Genomic DNA, 20547 nt, shown 5'->3' with positions numbered 1-20547 from the left:
CCGCGGCCTTACTTCGGCTGCGCGACGGTGACGAGCGCCGGGCGCAGCACGCGGTCGGCGATCATGTAGCCCTTTTGCAGCACCGTGACGACGGTGTTCGGCTCCTGCTCGGCCGGCACCATCGAAATGGCCTGGTGCTGGTGCGGATCGAACTTCTCGCCGACCGGGTTGATCGCGACGACGCGGCCTTTCTCGAGCGCGCTCGTCAGTTGGCGCAGCGTCAGCTCCACGCCTTCGCGCACCTTCGCGATGTCGCCGGAGGTATCGCCGACGGCCGCTTCCAGGCTGTCCAGCACGGGCAGCAGGTGTTCCGCGAAGCTCTCGATCGCGAACTTGTGCGCCTTCGACACGTCGTCCTGCGCGCGGCGGCGCACGTTCTCGGTCTCGGCCTTCGCTCGCAGGAAGCTTTCCTGGAGCTCGGCGACCTTGGCTTGAGCCTCCGCGAGCGCCGCGTCGGCAGCTTCGGCGGCGGGTGCGGCGCCTTGCGCCGCCTGATTCTCGCTGCCGATGTCTTCGGCCGATTGGGTAGCCGGATTCTCTTGCGTGTTTTCCATGTCGCTGAAAGTCGATTAGAGGTTGAAGCCAAATCGGCGACCGCGGGACGTATACCCGGCGGCACCGCACATTACTGGTGCAAATAAGGGCGAAAACTGCGGTTTCAAGAGGGTCATTCGCCGGCATTCGCCAATGCCGCGAAACAACCGAGCGTTTCCGGGTGCAGGCGTCGCATAGTCCGCCGGATCGGGCGAAACGGCCTGTAACAACGCTTACCCGGCAAGGACTAGCTCCGCACAGGCCGGCTGCACTACACTCCACTCAAGCGTCGGAAAGCGTGTTTACCCCTAGCTGACCGTCGCGTGACATCCACCTGGCGCCGTTTTCACCCTTGTTCTCGAGGGGAGTACCGTGAAACTGACCTTTGCGATATCGGTGGTCGCGCTGGTACTCATTGCCGGCACCACCACCATCTGCCTGTCGGGAGCCGTCACCGACCGCACGACCGAATACGGAAGCGCGCGGGCGACGTTCGACCAGATGTTCAGCTCCCACCAGAAAATCTGTCGATGATGCGCCGGTCGCGTTTCGTCGGCCGCCCGTGCAGCTCGGCCGCCGGCTCGCGATACGTGCGGCGCCGCTCCAGTTCGGCGAGCCGTGCGGCCCGCCCCGCCTCCGTTTCCGCGTAGAGCGTCTGCGCGACGCTCGCGGGCCCGCGCACGTCGCACATGCCCAGCACGGCAATGTGCCAGACGATGCCGTCGATCGCAATCTCGACCTCGTCACCCACCCGCACGTCCTTCGCCGGCTTCACCGCCGCGCCGCCGATCTTCACGTGTCCCTTGTCGACCGCATCGGTCGCGAGCGAGCGCGTCTTGAAGAACCGGGCCGCCCACAGCCATTTGTCGATGCGCAGCTTCGCACCCGGCTCCGTGGAAATCTTGTAGTTCATGCCGGCCTCCGCCAAGCCGCCCCAAGGGCGTAGCAGGGAATTCGCAGCGCAGCGCTCTGCGCCTGTGTAGCCGGCCGGCTTTGCAAAGCCGGCCGTGGGCGGCTGACCGCCCTCTCGGGGAGCAGCGAACGTGGGGATCGTTTCATCTCAGCTTACCGTTTCGGGCTGCGCGGCCTTGACGGGCCAGCCCTGCAAATTCTCCGCGACGATCTCGCCGAGCGCGCCGATCCACGCGGACGCGCCGTTCAGGCACGGAATCCGGTGGAAGGTCTTGCCGCCGCCGGCGAGGAATTCGTCGCGCACTTCCATGCCGATTTCCTCGATCGTCTCCAGGCAATCGGCCGTGAAGCCGGGACAGAACACGTCGGCCCGCCGCACGCCGGCCTCGCCGAATTCGCGCAGCGTCGGCGCGGTGTACGGCTGCAGCCATTCGGCCTTGCCGAAGCGCGACTGGAACGTGACGCGGCATTCGGTGCCCGACAGCCCGAGCGCGGCCATCAGCAACGCACCCGTCTGCTGGCACTGCTCGTGATACGGGTCGCCCAGATCGAGCGTGCGCTTCGGCACGCCGTGGAAACTCAGCACGAGTTTGTCGCCGGCCGCGAAATCGGGCCGACCGTGCTGCGCCCAGTACTGCCGAACCTGCTCGGCCAGCGCGTGGATATAGGCCGGATGGTCGGCGTAGTGCCGCACCGTGCGCACTTCCGGCTGATTGCGCATGCGCGCGAGCGCGGCGAATGCGGCATCGAACGCGGTGGCCGTGGTCGACGCCGAGTATTGCGGATACATCGGCATCAGCAGCACGCGCTCAACGCCCGCGCGCTTGAACTGCGCGAGCGCGTGCGCAACGTTCGGGCTGCCGTAGCGCATCGCGTAATCGACCATCACGTGATAGCCGTTCGACACGAGCAGGTGCCGGACGCTGTCGGTCTGGCGCTCGGTGTACACGCGCAGCGGCGAACCCTCGGGCATCCAGGCGGCCGCGTATTTCTTCGCGGACGCACGGCCGCGCAGCGGCAGGATCACCGTGCGCAGCAGCACCTGCCAGACGGCCTGCGGAATTTCGACGACCCGCGGATCCGACAGGAATTCGGCCAGGTAGCGCCGCACCGCGCGCGGCGTGGGTGCGTCGGGCGTGCCGAGATTGATCAGCAGCACACCGACGCGATGGGCGGCCGCGACGCTCGAAGGCGGCTCAAGATCGAAACGCATGGGCAAGAACGTGCTCGGGGCACGGGACCGGACGGCTCTCAATTATAGCGGGCCGTCCCGATCGAGTCGGCTGGCCATTCGGCCGACTGGCGGCGCACACGACGCCGCGGCACGATGGCGGGACGGCGTCGGCTGCCGCGGTTACTGCTGGCTCAGCGTGAGCGACAGCAGCCGCGCGGTGATGTCGACGATCGGAATCACGCGGTTGTACGCCATCCGGGTCGGGCCGATCACGCCAAGCGTGCCGACGATCTGCCCGTTCACCTCGTACGGCGCGGTCACGACGCTCATTTCCTCGATCGGCACGAGCGTCGATTCGCCGCCGATGAAGATCTGCACGCCCTGGGCGTGGCTCGACACGTCGAGCAACTGCAGGAGGCCCGTCTTTTGGTCGAATACGTCGAACAGCTTGCGCAGCCGCGCCATGTCGGACGAAAGATCCGCCACTTCGAGCAGGTTGCGCTCGCCGGAAATCAGCACGGTGTCCTCGGTGTCGGGCACTTCGGTGCTGGCCGTCACGGCCGCGTGCATCAGCGTCGTCATGTCGCCGCGCAGTTGGTCGATCTCGTCGCGCAGGCGGCGGCGCACCTCGTCGAACGACAGGCCGGCGAAATGCGCGTTGATGTAGTTGGACGCCTCGGTCAGCTGCGACGGCGAATAGTCGCGCGGCGTCGCGAGCATGCGGTTCTGCACGTCGCCCTCGGGCGTGACGATGATCAGCAGGATGCGCTTGTCGGACAGGCGCATGAACTCGATCTGCTTGAACACGTGGCTGCGGCGCGGCGTCAGCACGACGCCCGCGAACTGCGACAGGTTCGACAGCACGCTCGCGGCGGCGGCGACCACCCGCTGCTGCGGCTCGCCGGCCTGCAGCGTGTTCTGCACCTGGCGGGCGACGGCCTCGGCGTCGATCGGCGCCTCGACCGTCAGCATCGTATCGACGAACAGCCGGTAGCCGCGCGGCGTCGGCACGCGGCCAGCCGACGTGTGCGGGCTCGACACGAGGCCGAGCTCCTCCAGGTCGGACATCACGTTGCGGATCGTCGCCGGGCTCAGCTCGAGCCCGGAGTAACGGGACAACGTGCGCGATCCGACCGGCTGACCGTCGGCGATATACCGTTCGATCAGGGTTTTCAGGAGGGTTCGTGCGCGAGGATCTAGCATGGTGGAAAATTTTAGCGCAACCGCGCGAGCACGGCGAGTGGCGTCAACCACCGTTGCGCGGGCTGGCCCGATCCGGCCCCGTCGGCGTACAGCCGGTTCTTTTCGTCCACGAGCTATGGTGTAATGCCGGCATGAAAACCGGTAATCAGTTCAGTACTGTCGCGCTCGTCGGCCGGAGCAACACGCCCGGCATCGCCGAACCGCTCGCCACGCTGGCGGACAGCATCGCCAGGCTCGGCTTCGAGGTCGTCTTCGAAGGCGATACCGCGCGCGAAATCGGCATCGCCGGCTACCCGGCGCTCACGCCGGCCGAAATTGGGGCGCGAGCGGACGTGGCGATCGTGCTCGGCGGCGACGGCACGATGCTCGGCATCGGCCGCCAGCTTGCGCCATACCGGACCCCGCTGATCGGGATCAACCACGGTCGGCTCGGCTTCATCACCGACATCGCGGCATCCGACATGCACGCGCTCGTTCCCGTGCTGCTGGCCGGCAAGTTCGAGCGCGAGGAACGCTCGCTGCTCGAGGCGCGGATCATGCGCGACGGCGAACCGATCTACCACGCGCTCGCGTTCAACGACGTCGTCGTGAACCGCAGCGGCTTCTCCGGGATGGTCGAGCTGCGCGCATCGGTCGACGGCCGCTATATGTATAACCAGCGTTCGGACGGCCTGATCGTCGCGACGCCCACCGGCTCGACCGCGTATGCACTGTCGTCGGCCGGCCCGATCCTCCATCCGCAGCTGGCGGGCATCGTGCTCGTGCCGATCGCGCCGCACGCGCTGTCGAACCGGCCGATCGTGCTGCCCGACGATTCGAAGATCGCGATCCAGATCGTCGGCGGCCGCGACGTCAACGTGAACTTCGACATGCAGTCGTTCACGTCGCTGGAGCTGAACGATACGATCGAGGTGCGCCGCTCGAAGCACACGGTGCCGTTCCTGCACCCGATCGGCTACAGCTACTTCACGACGCTGCGCAAGAAGCTGCACTGGAACGAACACGCATCGAACGAAGACGACAAGGCGTCCTGACGCCGCTGCCCCCGACACCATGCTCCGCCACCTCTCGATCCGCGACTTCGTCATCGTCGCCGCGCTCGATCTCGAATTCGACAGCGGCTTTTCCGTCTTTTCCGGTGAAACCGGTGCCGGCAAATCGATCTTGATCGACGCGCTCGCCCTCGCGCTCGGCGAACGCGCCGACGCGAGCGTCGTGCGCACCGGCTGCAGCCGCGCCGACATCACGGCCGAATTCACGCCGCACGACCGCGTTGCGCGCTGGCTGGACGAACACGCATTCGACGCCGAGGACACCGTGATGCTGCGCCGCGTGATCGATGCGAACGGCCGCTCGCGGGCCTTCATCAACGGCACCAGCGCGACGCTCGCGCAACTGCGCGAACTCGGCGAGATGCTCGTCGACATCCACGGCCAGCACGCGCACCAGTTGCTGATGCGCCCCGACGCGCAGCGCGAGTTGTTCGACACGCATGCGGGGCTCGTCGCCGATGCCGCGAACGTCGCGCGCGCGTGGCGCGTGTGGCGCGATGCGACGCAGGCGATCGACGCCGCGAAGGCGCACGAGCGCGAATTGCAGCTCGAACGCGAAAAGCTCGCGTGGCAGCTCGCCGAACTGGACAAGCTCGCGCCGCAAGCCGGCGAATGGGACGAAGTCAGCAACGAACACAAGCGCCTGTCGCATTCGGCGAACCTGATCGAAGGCGTGCGCGGCGCGCTCAACGCGCTGTCCGAGTCCGACGATGCGATGCTCGCGCAGCTCGGCGCGATCGTGTCGAAGCTGCGCGGCCTGGCCGACTACGACACCGCGCTCGGCGATGCGCTCGCGTCGCTGGAGCCGGCCGAGATCCAGTTGCAGGAAGCCGTCTATTCGCTGTCGCACTATGCGCAGCGCGTCGATCTCGACCCGGAGCGGCTCGCGCAGGTCGAAACGCGCCTCGACGCGCTGCACTCGACCGCCCGCAAGTTCCGGCTGCCGCCCGACACGCTGCACGAAGAGCATGCGGCGCGCCGCGCGCAGCTCGCCGCGCTCGACGCGGCCGCCGATCTCGGTGCGCTCGAAGCCGCGCAGGCGAAGGCGCGGGAAGCCTATCTCGCCGACGCCAAACGCCTGTCGAAGGCGCGCGCGCAGGCCGCGAAGGCGCTCGGCACGGCCGTCACGGCCGGCATGCAGGAACTGTCGATGGCGGGCGGCAGCTTCGAAGTCGCGCTCGTGCCGCTCGCCGACGGCGGCCCGCACGGGCTCGAGCAGGTCGAATTCCGCGTGGCCGGCCACCCGGGCGTGCCGCTGCGGCCGCTCGCGAAAGTCGCGTCGGGCGGCGAACTCGCACGGATCAGCCTCGCGCTCGCGGTGATCGCCAGCGCGGCGAGCCCGACGCCGACGCTGATCTTCGACGAAGTCGATACGGGGATCGGCGGCGGCGTCGCCGAAGTGGTCGGCCGCCTGCTGCACCAGCTCGGGCGTGACCGCCAGGTGTTGTGCGTGACGCACCTGCCGCAAGTCGCCGCGCGCGGCGACCATCATTTCCAGGTCGCAAAGGGCGCCGACGAGCGCGGCGGCACGGTATCGTCGGTCGTCCCGCTCGACAAGGCGAGCCGCGTCGAGGAAGTCGCGCGGATGCTCGGCGGGCTCGAAATCACGGCCACCACGCGCAAGCACGCGAAGGAAATGCTGGCGGCCTGACACCGGCACCCAACGGCTGAATGCAAAAAGACCGGCGCACGCGCCGGTCTTTTGCGGGAAGCGGCCGACCGAGCGCGCTCGCCCTGCCCGTCGATTCGAACACTCGCCTCGAACACCCCCACTCAACCGCCCGTTTCAACCGCCCCAAACACGCGCTCCCACAGCGCCGTCACGGCCGCCCGCTCGTCGGCCACCACGGCCGGCTCGACGCGCGCCTTCTCCATCCCGTCGAGCCGCAGCTTGTGCTGCAGCTTCCGGTACGTGCGGTACGCCGCGCCGACGCGCTCGGCCTCGTCCTCGCCCATCAGCCCGAAACGCGCGACCTCGCGCAGCAGCGCGATGTTGCCGGTATTGCGGATCAGCTCGGCGTCGCTCGACGCATGCAGCAGCACCCAGTACTGGACGATGAACTCGATGTCGACCATCCCGCCGCGATCGTGCTTCAGGTCGAACAGCTCGGTGTGGTTCGGATGGCCGGCGAACACCTTGCCGCGCATGTCGACGATCTCCTTCGCGAGTACGGCCCCGTCGCGCGGCGTCGTCAGCACCTGCTGGCGGATCGCCTCGAAATCCGCGCCGATCTGCGCGTCGCCCGCGCTGTAGCGGGCGCGCGTCAGCGCCTGGTGCTCCCACACCCACGCGGTATTCGCCGCATCGCCCTCGCGCAGTTGATAGCGGCGGAACGCGTCGAGATCGGTGACGAGCAGCCCGGCCTCGCCGTTCGGCCGCAACCGCAGGTCGATGTCGAACAGCGCGCCCGCGCCGGTCGCGGTCGTGAGCCACGTGATCAGGCGCCGCGTGAAGGTCGTGTAGACGTCCGCCGCGCGCTCGTCCGGATCGTCGTACAGGAAGATCAGGTCGAGATCCGACGCATAGCCGAGCTCCTTGCCGCCCAGCTTGCCGTACGCGATCACCGCGAACTTCGGCACGTCGCGATGGCGCTTCGCGAGCTGCGACCAGACGACTTCGATCGTCACGTCGAGCACCGCGTCGGCCAGCTCGGACAGCCGGTCGCTCACGTGCTCGACCGACAGTTGCCCGGCCAGGTCGATCAGCAGGATCCGGAACACCTCCGCGTGCTGTGCATGGCGCAGCAAGTCCATCTGCTGCTCGGGGCCGTCGGCCGCCGCGAGCCGCGCGCGCAGCGCATCCTTGAACGCGGGCCAGTCGAACGGGCTCGCGATCGCCTCGTCGTCGAGCAGCTCGTCGAGCAGTTGCGGGTGGCGGATCAGGTAGCCGCCGCCCCAGCGCGTCGCGCCGAGCACCGACAGCACGCGATCGAGCGCGGCCGGATATTCGGTCAGCAGCGCGAGATAGACGCCGCGCCGGCTGACCGTCTCGAGCAGGTCGAACAGGCGCACGATCGTGTCGTCGCGGCGCGCGGCGTCGATCTTCGGCGCGGCGTCGAGCGCCCGCTGCGCGACGCTGTCGAAGCGCTGCCGGCTCTTTTCCGGCAGCCCGGTGTAGCGCGACGATTGCCAGATCGCGCGCAGCCGCGCGAGCACGGCGGCCGGATCGGCGAAGCCCAGGCCGTCGAGGCGCGCGACCAGCGCGTCGTCCTCGCCGTCGTCGGCCAGCGCGCCGCTCCAGATCCACGCGGCTGCCGTGTCGTCGCCGGCCGCGCAGGGGCCGCCGTTCGCCTTGTCGGCAAAAATCTGGTCGAACTGCGCTTCGACGAACGTGCGGTGGCCGTCCAGCACCGTCATCAGCGCCGCGTAGTCGGCAAAACCGAGCGACGCGGCCAGCGCCGCGCGCTCGTCGGGCTCGACCGGCATCGCGTGCGTCTGCGCGTCGTTGCGGTACTGCAGCCGGTGCTCGAGCGTGCGCAGGAAGTTGTACGCGTCGGTGAGCCGTTCGCGCACGTCGTCGCCGATCAGCCCACGCGCCTGCGCGTGGCGCAGCACCGCGAGCGTCGGCCTCACGCGGAATCCCGCATCCTGGCCGCCGCGGATCAACTGGAACACCTGCGCGCTGAACTCGATCTCGCGGATCCCGCCGCGCCCGAGCTTGATGTCGTCGGCCTTGTCGGGGCGCATCGACGCGCGCCGCGCGGCTTCGTGCCGGATCTGCTGGTGCAGCGAACGGATCGCGCCGATCACGCCGAAATCGAGATAGCGCCGGTACACGAACGGCTTGACGATCGATTCGAGCTGCGCCGCGAGCCGCTGCGCCGCGTCGCTGCCGCCTTCCGACACGAGCCGCCCCTTGATCCACGCATAGCGTTCCCACTCGCGCCCCTGCACGTAGAAATATTCCTCGAGCATGCCGATGCTGCAGACGAGCGGCCCCGAATCGCCGTTCGGACGCAGCCGCATGTCGACGCGAAACACGTAGCCGTCGGCCGTGACCTCGGACAGCACGCCGATCAGGCGCCGACCGAGCCGCGTGAAGTACTCCTGCGTGGACAGCGGCGAACGCGTGCCGCCAGTGGTCTCGCCGTCGTCCTCGTACACGAAGATCAGGTCGATGTCGGACGACACGTTCAGCTCGCGGCCGCCGAGCTTGCCCATCCCGACCACGCCGAGCACGACGCGCTGGCCGTCGGCGCCGCGCGGCTCGCCGTACTGCGCCTCGAGTTCGGCCGACAGCAGCGCGAGCGAGCGCTGCACGGCCACTTCGGCGAGATCGGTCATCGCGCCCGTGACCTCGGCGACGTCCGCCAGCCCGCGCAGGTCGCGCTCCGCGACCGCGCCGAACGCCTCGGCGCGCAACTGCCGCAGCGCGCGCTTCAGTTGCTCGTCGCCCGGCGCGGCGGCGCCGGCCGGCGTCGCGAGCAGCTCGGTGAGGCGCGCGTCGAGCTGCGCGCGGCCGAGCGGCGCGGCTGCCCACGCGGCGATCTGCTCGGCCAGCGCGGGGCGCGCGGCAGCCGCGCGGGCAAGGTATCGGGAATAGGACGTGCTGATCAGGGCGGAAGCGTCGGTCATCGAGAAGCAGGCCTGGCGAAAAGGCCGGCGGCAGCGGACCGGCGCGTACGCGCCCCGCTGCCGCCGGCCCCATGGACTCGGCACGGCGCCGCCGGACGCGCGTGCGCCCGTCGCGACACCGCGCGCCGGAAAGCCCGTGCCGCGCTGCCTCCAACGGCCGCCGGCACGAACCCGTGTGATACATTTCAACGTCAGTCTGCAAAACTACCATATCGCCGCCCGTCCGCCGCATGTCCGACCGTCAGGAATCCGCCGTAGCTGCGCCCGAAGCGGGACCTCCGAAGCACGATCATCCGGTCCTGCGTCGCGTGTTCAGGGTGACGCTGGCAGTCGGGATCGGCAGCTACTTCGTCGCGGCCGGCGCCTTCCTCGGGCTGCGCTACGTGCTGCTGCCCCGCATCGACGAATTCCGCCCGCGCATCGAACGCGCGGTGTCCGACAAGCTCCACGCGCAGCTTTCGATCGGCAAGCTTTCCCCGAACTGGTCCGGCATGCAGCCGGGCGTCGAACTCACGAACCTGACGATCCGCGGCCGCGACGGCAAGGTCGCGCTGTCGGTGCCGCACGCGACGGCCGCGCTGTCGTGGATGTCGCTGCTGCGGCTGTCGCCCGCGCTGTCGAGCCTGATCGTCGACCAGCCCGACCTCGTCGTCGCGCGGGCGGCCGACGGCTCGCTGAGCGTGGCGGGGGTCGGCGTTGCGACCACCCACGGCGGTAACGACACGTTCGGCACCTGGCTGCTGAAGCAGGAAGCGATCGTGCTGCGCGGCGGCACGCTGCGCTGGCGCGACGCGCAGCACGACGCGCCGGAGCTCGTGCTGGCGGGCATCCGGCTCGCGGTGCTGAACGACGGCCGCGTGCACAAGGCCGCGCTGCAGGCGCCCGCGAACGGCACGCTGCTGCTCGGCCCGCTCGATTTCCGCGCCCGCTTCAGGCACAAGCCGCTCGCGCCGATCGGCAAGCCGGCGAACTGGACGGGCGACGCGTACCTGTCGACCGGCCCCGTCGACCTGCAGACGCTCACGCGCTATCTCGACGTGCCGCTCACGATCCATGCGGGCCGGATCGACAACGCGATCTGGGCGACCTTCGGCGACGGCCACCTGCGCTCGGCGGGCGGCGACCTGCAAGGCGCCGACGTCGCGCTGCGCGTGCGCCCGACGCAGCCGCGGCTCGACGTGCCGACGGTCGGATTCGGCTGGGACATGGTGCTCGATGCGGGCCACGACTACACGCTGCACCTGACGCGCTTCAATGCGGAGCTCGGCCAGCCGCCGCTGCCGGACGGCACGCCGCTCGCCCGCTCGCTCGCGCTGTCGACGCTGACGGCGCGCTACCGCGTGCCGACCGCGAACCAGGGGCAACTGCTCAGCGTGGTCGGCGACCGCGTCGATCTCGGCATCCTCAGCGAATTCATCCGCGGGCTGCCGCTGCCGGCGCGCCTGCGCAACGAGCTGATCAAGATCGACCCGCGCGGGATGGTGTCGAACTATCACATCGAGGTCGAGCGCGCGAAACCCGCGCACGCCGATCTCGCCGACGAGGAGCGGCGCATGGGCGCCGCGCCGATCGTCCGCTACCGCTTTCTCGGCGATCTGCAAGGCATCAGCTTCGCCGCGCAGGAGCCGCCGCCCGGGCTCTCGCCGCGCGGTCACCCGCGCGCCGGCTGGCCGGGCGTCGAGAACCTGTGGGGCCGCGTCGATGCGAACGAGACGGGCGGCGCCGCGCATTTCGACACGGTCCACGCGGCCGTCACCGTGCCCGGCGAATTCGACGAGCCCCGCCTGACGTTCGACCGGCTGCGCGGCAATGCCAAATGGACGATCACGCCCGCGCCCGGCGACAAGCACGCGCGCGTCGACGTGTCGCTACCCGACCTGTTCGTGTCGAACCCCGATGCCGAAATCGCGGTGTCGGGCTCGTACACGAACCCCGGCCACGGTCGCGGGTCGCTCGACCTGCGCGCGGATTTCGCGCGCGCATCGGTCGCGCGCATTCCGCGCTACCTGCCGACGGGGATGTCCGAGCACCTGCGCGACTATCTCGGCCACGCCCTGCAGGACGGCAACGTGACCAAGGGCGCGTCGATCGTCGCGCGCGGCCCGCTCGAGAAATTCCCGTTCGAACACGAGCCGGACGCCGGCGTGTTCCACATCGTCGCGCCGTTCACCGGCGGCCGCTTCGAGCCGACGCCGTATCCGCCGCGCAAGCTCGCGAACGGTACGCCGAGCGTCTGGCCGGCGCTCGACGGGATCGACGGCGTGTTCGAGCTCGCGCAGAACAAGCTGCGCTTCGACATCGCGCGCGCGCGTTACAAGCGCGTCACGCTGACGAAGGTCGCGGGCCGCATCGACGATCTCGGCAATCCGTCGCACTCGCCGCTGATCATCGACGGCCATGCGCAGGGCCCGCTCGCCGACCTGATCGACTATGCGGACAACAGCTCGCTCGGCACGATGAGCAACCATGTCGGCCAGCGGATCGACGCGCAGGGGCCCGCGTCGCTCGCGCTCAAGATCACGATTCCGCAGCACGTCCCGCATCCGCACACGCACGTCGAAGGCGCGCTCGCGTTCGGCGGCAACACGCTGTCGACCAGCGGCGTGCCGCCGCTGTCGGCACTGCGCGGCAGCGTCCGCTTCACCGAGGCCGGCGCATCGCTGCACGACCTGTCGGCGCGCTTCCTGGGCGGCCCGGTGCGCGCGAACGGCACCTTCCGGTCGCACGGCCCGTACGCGGTGGACGTCGACGGCCGGCTCGCGCTCGACGCCGCGCGGGGCCTGAACCTGCACGGCGCGGCCGCCGCGCTGCTCGAACACGTGGTCGGCGACGCGCCGTACAAGATCGCGGTGCGCGGCGCGCCGGGCCGCCTGCCCGACGTCAGCGCGCAATCCGACCTGACGGGCGTCGCGCTGAACTTCCCGGCGCCGTTCGCGAAACCGGCCGGCACGCCGATGCCGTTCCGCTTCACGCTGCAGCCGGCGCCGCAGGCGGACGGCAAACGCCTCGAACACGCCGACCTGACGCTCGGCCCGGTGACGGCGACCTACCTGCTCGACGCGACGCGCGGCCAGCCGCTGCGCGCGGTACGCGGCGCGATGGGCATCCACCGGATGCCCGACATGCCGCAGGACGGCGTGAGCGCGGCCGTCGACGTCAACGAGCTGGACGCCGACGCATGGCTCGCCCTCGCCCACACGCTGAAGCCCGACACGCCGCGCGCGCCGGAACCGCAGGCGGCACCGCGCGTCGATTTCGCGAGCTTCGCGCCGAAGCGCTTCGCGTTCCATTTCGGCACGCTGAAGCTGCTCAAGCGCAACTGGGAAAACGTGATCGTCGGCGCGTCGCACGTCGACGACCTGTGGCAGGCGAACATCGCGTCGAACCAGGTTTCGGGCTACCTGTCGTGGGCGCCGGGCGGCGGTCACAACGGCGCGGGCGTGCTCAACGCGCGGCTCGCGAAGCTCGTCGTGCCGCAGAGCGCGCAGCACGACCTCGTCGGCCGCGCGATGAACCTGCCGACGCCGACCGACCGGCCGATGCCGTCGATCGACCTGATCGTCGACCAGGTCGTCGCGCGCGATCACGACATCGGCCGGCTCGTCGTCAACGCGCGCAACATCGACGAAGACGGCACGCCCGTGTGGCAGCTCGACAAGCTGGAACTGTCGAACCCGGCCGCGAAGCTCACGGCCACCGGGAACTGGCGCACGTCGCGCCGCGCACTCGCCCGCGGCGCCGATGAAACCGATGCGCCGCGCCGCACCGTGTTCGACTTCAAGCTCGACATCGACAACGCGGGCGCACTGCTCGACCGCGTCGGCCTGCCGCGCACGCTCGCGGACGGTCACGGCTCGGTCACGGGCAAGGTCGGCTGGCGCGGCGGCCCGACCGCGCTCGACTTTCCGTCGCTCGGCGGCCAGGTCGCGGTCGACCTCGAGCACGGGAAGATCCTGAAGGTCGACCCGGGCGCGGCCAAACTGCTCGGCGTGCTGAGCCTGCAGAGCCTCGCGCGCTTCCTGACGCTGAATTTCCGCGACGTGGTCGGCAAGGGGCTGCCGTTCGACAAGATCGCCGGGACCGGCCGGATTTCGAACGGAATCGCGCGCACCGATGACTTCTCGATGATGACGGGCCCCGCGAACGTCACCGTGCGCGGCGCGGTCGATCTCGGCACCGAGACGCAGGATCTGCATGCGCACGTCGCGCCGAAGATCAGCGCGGGCGCGGCCGCGATCGGGGCAGCCATCATCAACCCGCTGCTCGGCGTCGGCGTGCTGGCCGCGAACTACGCGCTGTCCGAGACGCTGTCGCACGCGTTCGCGCTCGACTACACGATCACCGGCTCGTGGGCGCACCCGCACATCGAGCGGGTGCGGGGCGATCAGGGTAAGATGAATCACGGTCCGGCCGATGCAGCGAGCCATTGAACGCGCATCGAACCGCAGGAGGCCGGACCGCACCCCATTTATGACGCAACCGATTCCGCGATGACCGACCACGCCCGTTCCGCCACGCCCTTCCAGGTCGCCGCGCTGCAGATGGTGAGCGCGCCGGACGTCACCCGCAATCTCGCCGAAGCGCGCCGCCTAATCGCGGAAGCCGCCGGCGAAGGCGCGCAGCTCGTGCTGCTGCCCGAATATTTCTGCTTCATGGGCCACCGCGACACCGACAAGCTCGCGCTTGCTGAACCGTACCGGGACGGCCCGATCCAGCAATTCCTCGCCGACGCCGCGCGCCGCCACGGCATCTGGGTGATCGGCGGCACGCTACCGCTGAAGTCGCCGGAACCCGACCGCGTGCTGAACACGACGCTCGTGTTCGATCCGTCCGGCAACGAGGCCGCGCGCTACGACAAGATCCACCTGTTCAACTTCGAGAAAGGCGACGAATCGTTCGACGAGGCGCGCACGATCCGCGCGGGCGATACGGTCGTCGCGTTCGATGCCCCGTTCGGGCAGGTCGGCCTGTCGGTCTGTTACGATCTCCGCTTTCCGGAGCTGTATCGCCGGATGGGCGACTGCGCGCTGATGGTCGTGCCGTCGGCGTTTACGTATACGACGGGCCGCGCGCACTGGGAAACGCTGCTGCGCGCGCGGGCCGTCGAGAACCAGTGCTACGTGCTTGCGGCCGCGCAGGGCGGCAAGCACGAGAACGGCCGGCGCACGTGGGGCCACAGCATGCTGATCGACCCGTGGGGCGAGATCGTCGCGGTGCGCGACGAGGGCGCGAGCGTCGTGCTCGGCACGCTCGATCCGCAACGCATCGCCGACGTACGCCAGAGCCTGCCCGCGTGGCGGCACCGCGTGCTGAGCTGAATCCGCCGCACCGCTTGAAACGCCGCGCGGCCCACCCATCTGCCCGGCAGCACCCGACAACTTTTTGAGAATCCCGATATCCGCATGAACATCATCGAACCCGGCATCCGCAACCTCGCGCTGGCGAAGGACATCCTGCTCACGCCGTACGGCCTCGACGAAAGCCTGCTCACGCGCACGATCGCCGACATCTTCACGCATCGCGTCGACTACGCGGACCTGTACTTCCAGGCGACCCGCAGCGAAGCGTGGAGCCTCGAGGAAGGCATCGTCAAATCGGGCAGCTTCAGCATCGACCAGGGCGTCGGCGTGCGCGCGGTCGCGGGCGACCGCACCGCGTTCGCGTACTCGGACGACCTGTCGCCCGAAGCGATCGCGCAAGCCGCCGCCGCGACCAAGGCGATCGCGGCGGCCGGCGGCGGCCGCCAGAAAATCAAGGCCGCCTCGTCGCTGACGGGCATCTCGGGCCGCGACTTGTACCTGCCGTCCGATCCGCTCGCGTCGCTCGACGCGACGGCCAAGGTCAAGCTGCTGGAACGCATCGAACAGATGGCGCGCGGCCGCGACCCGCGCGTCACGCAGGTGATGGCGGGCCTCGCCGGCGAATACGACGTCGTGCTGGTCGCGCGCAGCGACGGTGCGCTCGCGGCCGACATCCGCCCGCTCGTGCGCGTATCGGTCACGGTGATCGCCGAACAGAACGGCCGCCGCGAGATCGGCTCCGGCGGCGGCGGCGGCCGTTTCGACTACGGCTACTTCACCGACGAAGTCCTGTCGCGCTACGTCGACGACGCCGTGCACGCGGCCCTCGTGAACCTCGACGCGCGCCCGGCGCCCGCCGGCGCGATGACGGTGGTGCTCGGGCCGGGCTGGCCGGGCGTGCTGCTGCACGAGGCGATCGGCCACGGCCTCGAAGGCGACTTCAACCGCAAGGGTTCGTCCGCGTTCGCGGGCCGGATCGGCGAGCAGGTCGCCGCGAAGGGCGTGACGGTGGTCGACGACGGCACGCTGCCGAACCGCCGCGGCTCGCTGAACATCGACGACGAAGGCAACCCGACGCAGTGCACGACGCTGATCGAGGACGGCATCCTGAAGGGCTATATCCAGGACACGCTGAACGCACGCCTGATGAAGATGCCGGTCACGGGCAACGCGCGGCGCGAGTCGTACGCGGCGCTGCCGATGCCGCGCATGACCAACACGTACATGCTGAACGGCGACAAGGATCCGCAGGAAATCATCGCGTCGGTGAAGAACGGCCTGTACGCGGTGAACTTCGGCGGCGGCCAGGTCGACATCACGAACGGCAAGTTCGTGTTCTCGGCGTCCGAGGCGTACATGATCGAGAACGGCAAGGTCACCTACCCGGTGAAGGGCGCGACGCTGATCGGCAGCGGCCCGGAATCGCTGAAGTACGTGAGCATGATCGGCAACGACATGTCGCTCGACACGGGCGTCGGCGTATGCGGCAAGGAAGGCCAGAGCGTGCCGGTCGGCGTCGGCCAGCCGACCCTGCGGATCGACAAGATGACGGTCGGCGGTACGGCATAACCGCATCGTGGCGCAGACAATCCGCGTATTTTGACGAAAACGCGCGGATTGTCCGCATTTTTGAACGAACCCGGTTGCCAGCCGCGCAGGGACCGGGTATAAATTCCGAATCAACTTTTTTGACCAGCCGAATTTCCGTCATGTCCGCCAAGTTTTACTTTTACTTTTTTTGGTATCTCAGACCGCTGGCGGATCGAGAGGGTTGATGGCGCGTGAAGCGCAACCGAAATTCCCGAAAAAACCGCCGGCGAACCCGGCGGTTTTTTTTCGCCCTTCGCCAGCCGGTCGCCGCCGCAGCGGGTCCTGCGACCCCGACCGAACTACTGAATTGCCCGAATTGATGAATCTGCCGCACGCGCACTGACCGAACGGCGCCCCGGAAAACCAGGAGAAACAGCATGCCCCCGCACAATACCGACGACGTCCGCATTCGCGAACTCAAGGAACTGACGCCGCCCGCCCACCTGATCCGCGAATTCGCGTGCTCCGAAGCCGCGTCCGAGCTGATCTACCACTCGCGCCAGTCGATGCATCGCATCCTGCACGGGATGGACGACCGGCTGATCGTCGTGATCGGGCCGTGCTCGATCCACGATACGAAGGCGGCGATCGAATACGCGGGCCGGCTCGTGAAGGAACGCGAACGCTTCAAGGGCGAGCTGGAAATCGTGATGCGCGTGTACTTCGAGAAGCCGCGCACGACGGTCGGCTGGAAGGGGCTCATCAACGATCCGCATCTCGACAACAGCTTCAAGATCAACGAAGGACTGCGCACCGCGCGCGAGCTGCTGCTGCAGATCAACGAAATGGGGCTGCCGGCCGCGACCGAATACCTCGACATGATCAGCCCGCAGTACATCGCCGACCTGATTTCGTGGGGCGCGATCGGCGCACGCACGACCGAGTCGCAGGTGCACCGCGAGCTCGCGTCCGGGCTGTCGTGCCCGGTCGGCTTCAAGAACGGCACCGACGGCAACGTCAAGATCGCGGTCGACGCGATCAAGGCCGCGTCGCAGCCGCACCATTTCCTGTCGGTGACGAAGGGCGGCCATTCGGCGATCGTGTCGACGGCCGGCAACGAGGACTGCCACGTGATCCTGCGCGGCGGCAAGACGCCGAACTACGACGCGGACAGCGTGAACGCCGCGTGCGCGGACATCGGCAAGGCCGGCCTCGCCGCGCGCCTGATGATCGACGCGAGCCACGCGAACAGCTCGAAGAAGCACGAGAACCAGATCCCGGTGTGCGCCGACATCGGCCGCCAGATCGCGGCGGGCGACGAGCGCATCGTCGGCGTGATGATCGAGTCGCACCTGGTCGAGGGCCGCCAGGACCTGAAGGAAGGCTGCGCGCTGACCTACGGCCAGAGCATCACCGACGCGTGCATCGCGTGGGACGACAGCGTGAAGGTGCTCGAAGGCCTCGCGGACTCGGTGAAGGCGCGCCGCGTCGCGCGCGGCAGCGGCAACTGACGGACGCCGACAGGCTGACCGTATGGCCCCGCCTGTCGGCGAACCGGCCATGCGGCCAGCGTGCGGTCGGCGGGTTGCTCTGCTAGACTAGCTAACATCATCTAGCTAATGAGGGATTGGCCATGTCGACCGTCAACATGCATGATGCCAAGTCGCGGCTTTCCAGCCTCGTGGAAGCGCTTGAATCGGGGCGCGAAGCCGAAGTCGTGATCGCCCGCAATGGTCATCCGGTCGCCCGGCTCGTTCCGTACACCGCGCCGAAGCGGATCGGCGCAGCCCGTCAGTTGCTTGCCGGATTGAACATTCCGACAAGCGTCGACACATTCAATGCCGGCGATGAATCGATCGCCGCCGACTTCGATGTCAGCTCGGACCAGGGGCTTGCACCGTGAAGCTGCTGCTCGATACGCACATCGCGCTGTGGGCGGCTGAAGGCGCGCCGCACCTTTCGGCAAAAGCGGCCGCATTGATCGAACATCCCCAGAACACGCTGTACGTCAGCGCCGCGTCGATTTGGGAAATCGCGATCAAATACCGCAAAGGCAATCTGCCCGTCCATCCGAGAGACGCACGTTCGGCATTTCGGCTTGCGGGTTTTGCAGAGTTGCCGATCAGCAGCGATCACGCCGAGGCAGTCGCCGCGTTGCCGGATTTCCCGGACCATGCCGATCCGTTCGACCGCATGATGGTCGCGCAGGCGCTGCACGAAGGCATGCCGCTCGTCAGTGCCGATCCGAAGGTGTGGCGCTACCATGCAACGCTGATGTTGCGCGCCTGAAGTCGCCCGCACGGCGCCGCAAGTAAAAAGCCCGGCTCACGCCGGGCTTTGTCATTTCGTCGTTGCCTCGGCCGCAACCGGCCGTCAGATCCTCACTCGAGCGCGCCCGACCCGAAGATCTCGGTGTTCACGCGTTCCGGCGCGACGCCGAGCGCGACGAGCGCATCGCGCTGCGCCTTCATGAACGCGATCGGCCCGCAGATGTAGTAGTCCGCGTCCGGCACCAGCGCGTACTGCTGCACACGCTCCGGCGTAAGGCGCCCTTCGAGGTCGTGATCGATGCCGGCACGATCGTTCGGGCCGACCAGTTCATACAGCACCGTGCCCTTCACGTTCGCGTGCTCGCGCGCCGTGTCGTTCAGCCAGTCGCGGAACGCGTGCACCGCGCCCGAACGGCATGCATGGATGAACCGCACGTCGCGCTGGCTGCCTTCGGCGATCAGCGTCGACGCCATCGACATCATCGGCGTGATGCCGACGCCGCCCGAGATCAGCACGACCGGCGTATCCACGTCGCGCTTCAGCGAGAAATCGCCCATCGGCGCGGTCACCTCGACGATCGCACCCTCTTCGACGCCATCGTGCATCAGCGTCGACACCTTGCCGGCCGGGATCGCGTCGGCCTTGCCGGCCTCGCGCTTCACCGAGATGCGCAGCCATTTGCCATGCGGCGCGTCCGACAGGCTGTACTGGCGCGGCTGGTCGACGCCAAGATCGCCGACGAAACGCTTCACCGTGATGTACTGGCCCGGCTCGAAGGTCGGCGCGTCGCCGCCGTCGGCGGGCGTCAGGTAGAACGACGTGATCTCGTCGCTTTCACGCACCTTGCGCGCGACCTTGAACGGGCGGAAGCCGCTCCACGCGGCATTCGCGTACAGGTCGGCCTCGGCGCCGATCAGGATCTGCGCGAGCTGGCCGTACGCGACGCGCCACGCTTCGAGCGTGGCGGCATCGACCGCGTCTCCCAGCACCTCGACGATCGACGCGAGCAGGTTCTCGCCGACGATCGGGTAATGTTCGGGGCGGATGTTCAGGCTCGCGTGCTTGTGCGAGATGCGCGACACCGCGCCGCCCAGCGCGCCGAGGTTGTCGATGTTCGCCGCATACGCATAGACGGCCTTCGCGAGCGTCTCCGGCTGGCTGCCGGTCTTCTGGTGCGTCTGGTTGAACAGGTTCTTCAGTTCCGGATGACGCGCGAACATGCGCTGATAGAAATGCTTCGTGATCGTCGCGCCGTGCTCGGCGAGGACAGGGGCGGTGGCCTTCACACGGGCCATCTGGTCAGCGGTGAGGTGGGTCATGTTCGTTCTCCGTTAAACATGCTCATACAATACATGTTTAAAAACAAGGCCCCCCTCGGGCAAATTGTCGCAGTGCGCAAAACATGACGCCGCGCTAGCGGACGCGCCCGCGCTCCCACAGCACGTCGGCGCCGCCGCCGGCGCGGTTCAGCACGCGCGCCAGCACGAACAGCAAGTCGGACAGCCGGTTCACGTACCGCCGCGGCGCATCATTGAGCGTGTCGCCGCGGCCGAGCGCGACGATCGAGCGCTCCGCGCGGCGGCACACGGTTCGGCAGACGTGCGCGAGCGACGCCGCGCGCGAACCGGCCGGCAGGATGAATTCCTTCAGCGGCGGCAGCGTCGCGTTGTAATCGGCCAGCCACTGGTCGAGGCGCGCGAGATGCGTGTCGTCGAGCACCGCGTGGCCGGGGATGCACAGCTCGCCGCCGAGATCGAACAGGTCGTGCTGGATCGTGACGAGCGCGGTGCGTACGTCGTCCGGCAGCGGCTCGGCCAGCAGCACGCCGAGAGTCGAGTTCAGTTCGTCGACGTCGCCGATCGCGGCGATCCGCGCGTCGTCCTTGCCGATGCGCCGCCCGTCGCCGAGCCCGGTGGTGCCGTCGTCGCCCGTGCGCGTCGCGATCTTGCTCAAGCGGTTGCCCATGCGAATGTCCTCTCGTGCGCGGCCGCGACGC

Annotated in this window: 16 protein-coding genes; 9 read left to right on the top strand and 7 right to left on the bottom strand. The window is 68.6% G+C overall.

Annotation, left to right across the window (positions count from 1 at the left end; translation table 11 throughout):
* Positions 1-8 precede the first annotated feature (8 nt).
* A complete protein-coding gene (grpE, locus tag CFB81_RS03415) occupies positions 9-554 on the bottom strand; it encodes a nucleotide exchange factor GrpE (protein WP_069616691.1) in 546 nt (181 codons plus the stop codon).
* Positions 555-906: 352 nt separating this feature from the next.
* On the opposite strand from grpE, the gene CFB81_RS36010 reads away from it, so the two are divergent.
* A complete protein-coding gene (locus tag CFB81_RS36010; protein ID WP_006476841.1) occupies positions 907-1068 on the top strand; it encodes a hypothetical protein in 162 nt (53 codons plus the stop codon).
* Here CFB81_RS36010 and CFB81_RS03405 read toward each other — a convergent pair.
* The 3 genes from CFB81_RS03405 to hrcA form a co-directional block, all read right to left on the bottom strand.
* Positions 1040-1447, bottom strand: coding sequence for an RNA-binding S4 domain-containing protein (locus tag CFB81_RS03405; RefSeq protein ID WP_069616692.1), 408 nt, complete (start codon positions 1445-1447; stop codon positions 1040-1042). The genes CFB81_RS36010 and CFB81_RS03405 overlap by 29 nt on opposite strands.
* A 147-nt stretch (positions 1448-1594) precedes the next feature.
* Positions 1595-2659 carry a ferrochelatase gene (hemH, locus tag CFB81_RS03400; protein WP_089434577.1) on the bottom strand — a complete coding sequence of 355 codons (1065 nt, stop codon included), beginning with the start codon at positions 2657-2659 and terminating at the stop codon, positions 1595-1597.
* 141 nt (positions 2660-2800) lie between these two features.
* Entirely contained in the window at positions 2801-3823 is a 1023-nt protein-coding gene (hrcA, locus tag CFB81_RS03395; RefSeq protein ID WP_011544637.1) for a heat-inducible transcriptional repressor HrcA, read from the bottom strand.
* Positions 3824-3954: 131 nt separating this feature from the next.
* Between hrcA and CFB81_RS03390 the strand changes: the two genes are divergently transcribed.
* Both CFB81_RS03390 and recN read left to right on the top strand, forming a co-directional pair.
* On the top strand, positions 3955-4857 hold the full coding sequence (locus CFB81_RS03390; RefSeq protein WP_050011770.1) for an NAD kinase: 903 nt from the start codon (positions 3955-3957) through the stop codon (positions 4855-4857).
* Positions 4858-4876: 19 nt separating this feature from the next.
* Positions 4877-6526: a DNA repair protein RecN gene (gene recN, locus CFB81_RS03385; RefSeq protein ID WP_089434576.1), complete on the top strand. Its 1650-nt coding sequence runs from the start codon at positions 4877-4879 to the stop codon at positions 6524-6526.
* 122 nt (positions 6527-6648) lie between these two features.
* Here the strand turns inward: recN and glnE are convergent, their stop codons facing one another.
* Positions 6649-9450: a bifunctional [glutamate--ammonia ligase]-adenylyl-L-tyrosine phosphorylase/[glutamate--ammonia-ligase] adenylyltransferase gene (gene glnE, locus CFB81_RS03380; protein ID WP_089434575.1), complete on the bottom strand. Its 2802-nt coding sequence runs from the start codon at positions 9448-9450 to the stop codon at positions 6649-6651.
* Positions 9451-9680: 230 nt separating this feature from the next.
* Between glnE and CFB81_RS03375 the strand changes: the two genes are divergently transcribed.
* The 6 genes from CFB81_RS03375 (at position 9681) to CFB81_RS03350 (ending at position 18569) form a co-directional block, all read left to right on the top strand.
* A complete protein-coding gene (locus tag CFB81_RS03375) occupies positions 9681-13880 on the top strand; it encodes a YhdP family protein (RefSeq protein WP_069616696.1) in 4200 nt (1399 codons plus the stop codon).
* 60 nt (positions 13881-13940) lie between these two features.
* Positions 13941-14768 (top strand): carbon-nitrogen hydrolase family protein, encoded by an 828-nt coding sequence (locus CFB81_RS03370; RefSeq protein ID WP_069616697.1) that lies wholly within the window; start codon positions 13941-13943, stop codon positions 14766-14768.
* Positions 14769-14852: 84 nt separating this feature from the next.
* A complete protein-coding gene (tldD, locus tag CFB81_RS03365; RefSeq protein WP_069616698.1) occupies positions 14853-16319 on the top strand; it encodes a metalloprotease TldD in 1467 nt (488 codons plus the stop codon).
* Positions 16320-16717: 398 nt separating this feature from the next.
* Positions 16718-17791: a 3-deoxy-7-phosphoheptulonate synthase AroG gene (gene aroG / locus CFB81_RS03360; RefSeq protein ID WP_069616699.1), complete on the top strand. Its 1074-nt coding sequence runs from the start codon at positions 16718-16720 to the stop codon at positions 17789-17791.
* Positions 17792-17913: 122 nt separating this feature from the next.
* On the top strand, positions 17914-18183 hold the full coding sequence (locus CFB81_RS03355) for a type II toxin-antitoxin system Phd/YefM family antitoxin (protein ID WP_089434574.1): 270 nt from the start codon (positions 17914-17916) through the stop codon (positions 18181-18183).
* Positions 18180-18569, top strand: coding sequence for a type II toxin-antitoxin system VapC family toxin (locus tag CFB81_RS03350; RefSeq protein WP_069616701.1), 390 nt, complete (start codon positions 18180-18182; stop codon positions 18567-18569). Before CFB81_RS03355 ends, CFB81_RS03350 begins: the two co-directional genes overlap by 4 nt.
* Positions 18570-18661: 92 nt before the next feature.
* On the opposite strand, the gene hmpA is transcribed toward CFB81_RS03350, so the two are convergent.
* Positions 18662-19870 carry an NO-inducible flavohemoprotein gene (gene hmpA, locus CFB81_RS03345; protein WP_089434573.1) on the bottom strand — a complete coding sequence of 403 codons (1209 nt, stop codon included), beginning with the start codon at positions 19868-19870 and terminating at the stop codon, positions 18662-18664.
* A 94-nt stretch (positions 19871-19964) separates the two neighbouring features.
* A complete protein-coding gene (locus CFB81_RS03340; RefSeq protein WP_069616703.1) occupies positions 19965-20516 on the bottom strand; it encodes a cob(I)yrinic acid a,c-diamide adenosyltransferase in 552 nt (183 codons plus the stop codon).
* Between the last annotated feature and the right edge of the window lie 31 nt (positions 20517-20547).

This window comes from Burkholderia sp. AU28863, from assembly GCF_002223195.1.
Lineage (GTDB): Bacteria > Pseudomonadota > Gammaproteobacteria > Burkholderiales > Burkholderiaceae > Burkholderia > Burkholderia sola.
Note: the sequence above shows the minus strand (reverse complement) of the source record. Positions and strands in the feature narration are given on the sequence as shown.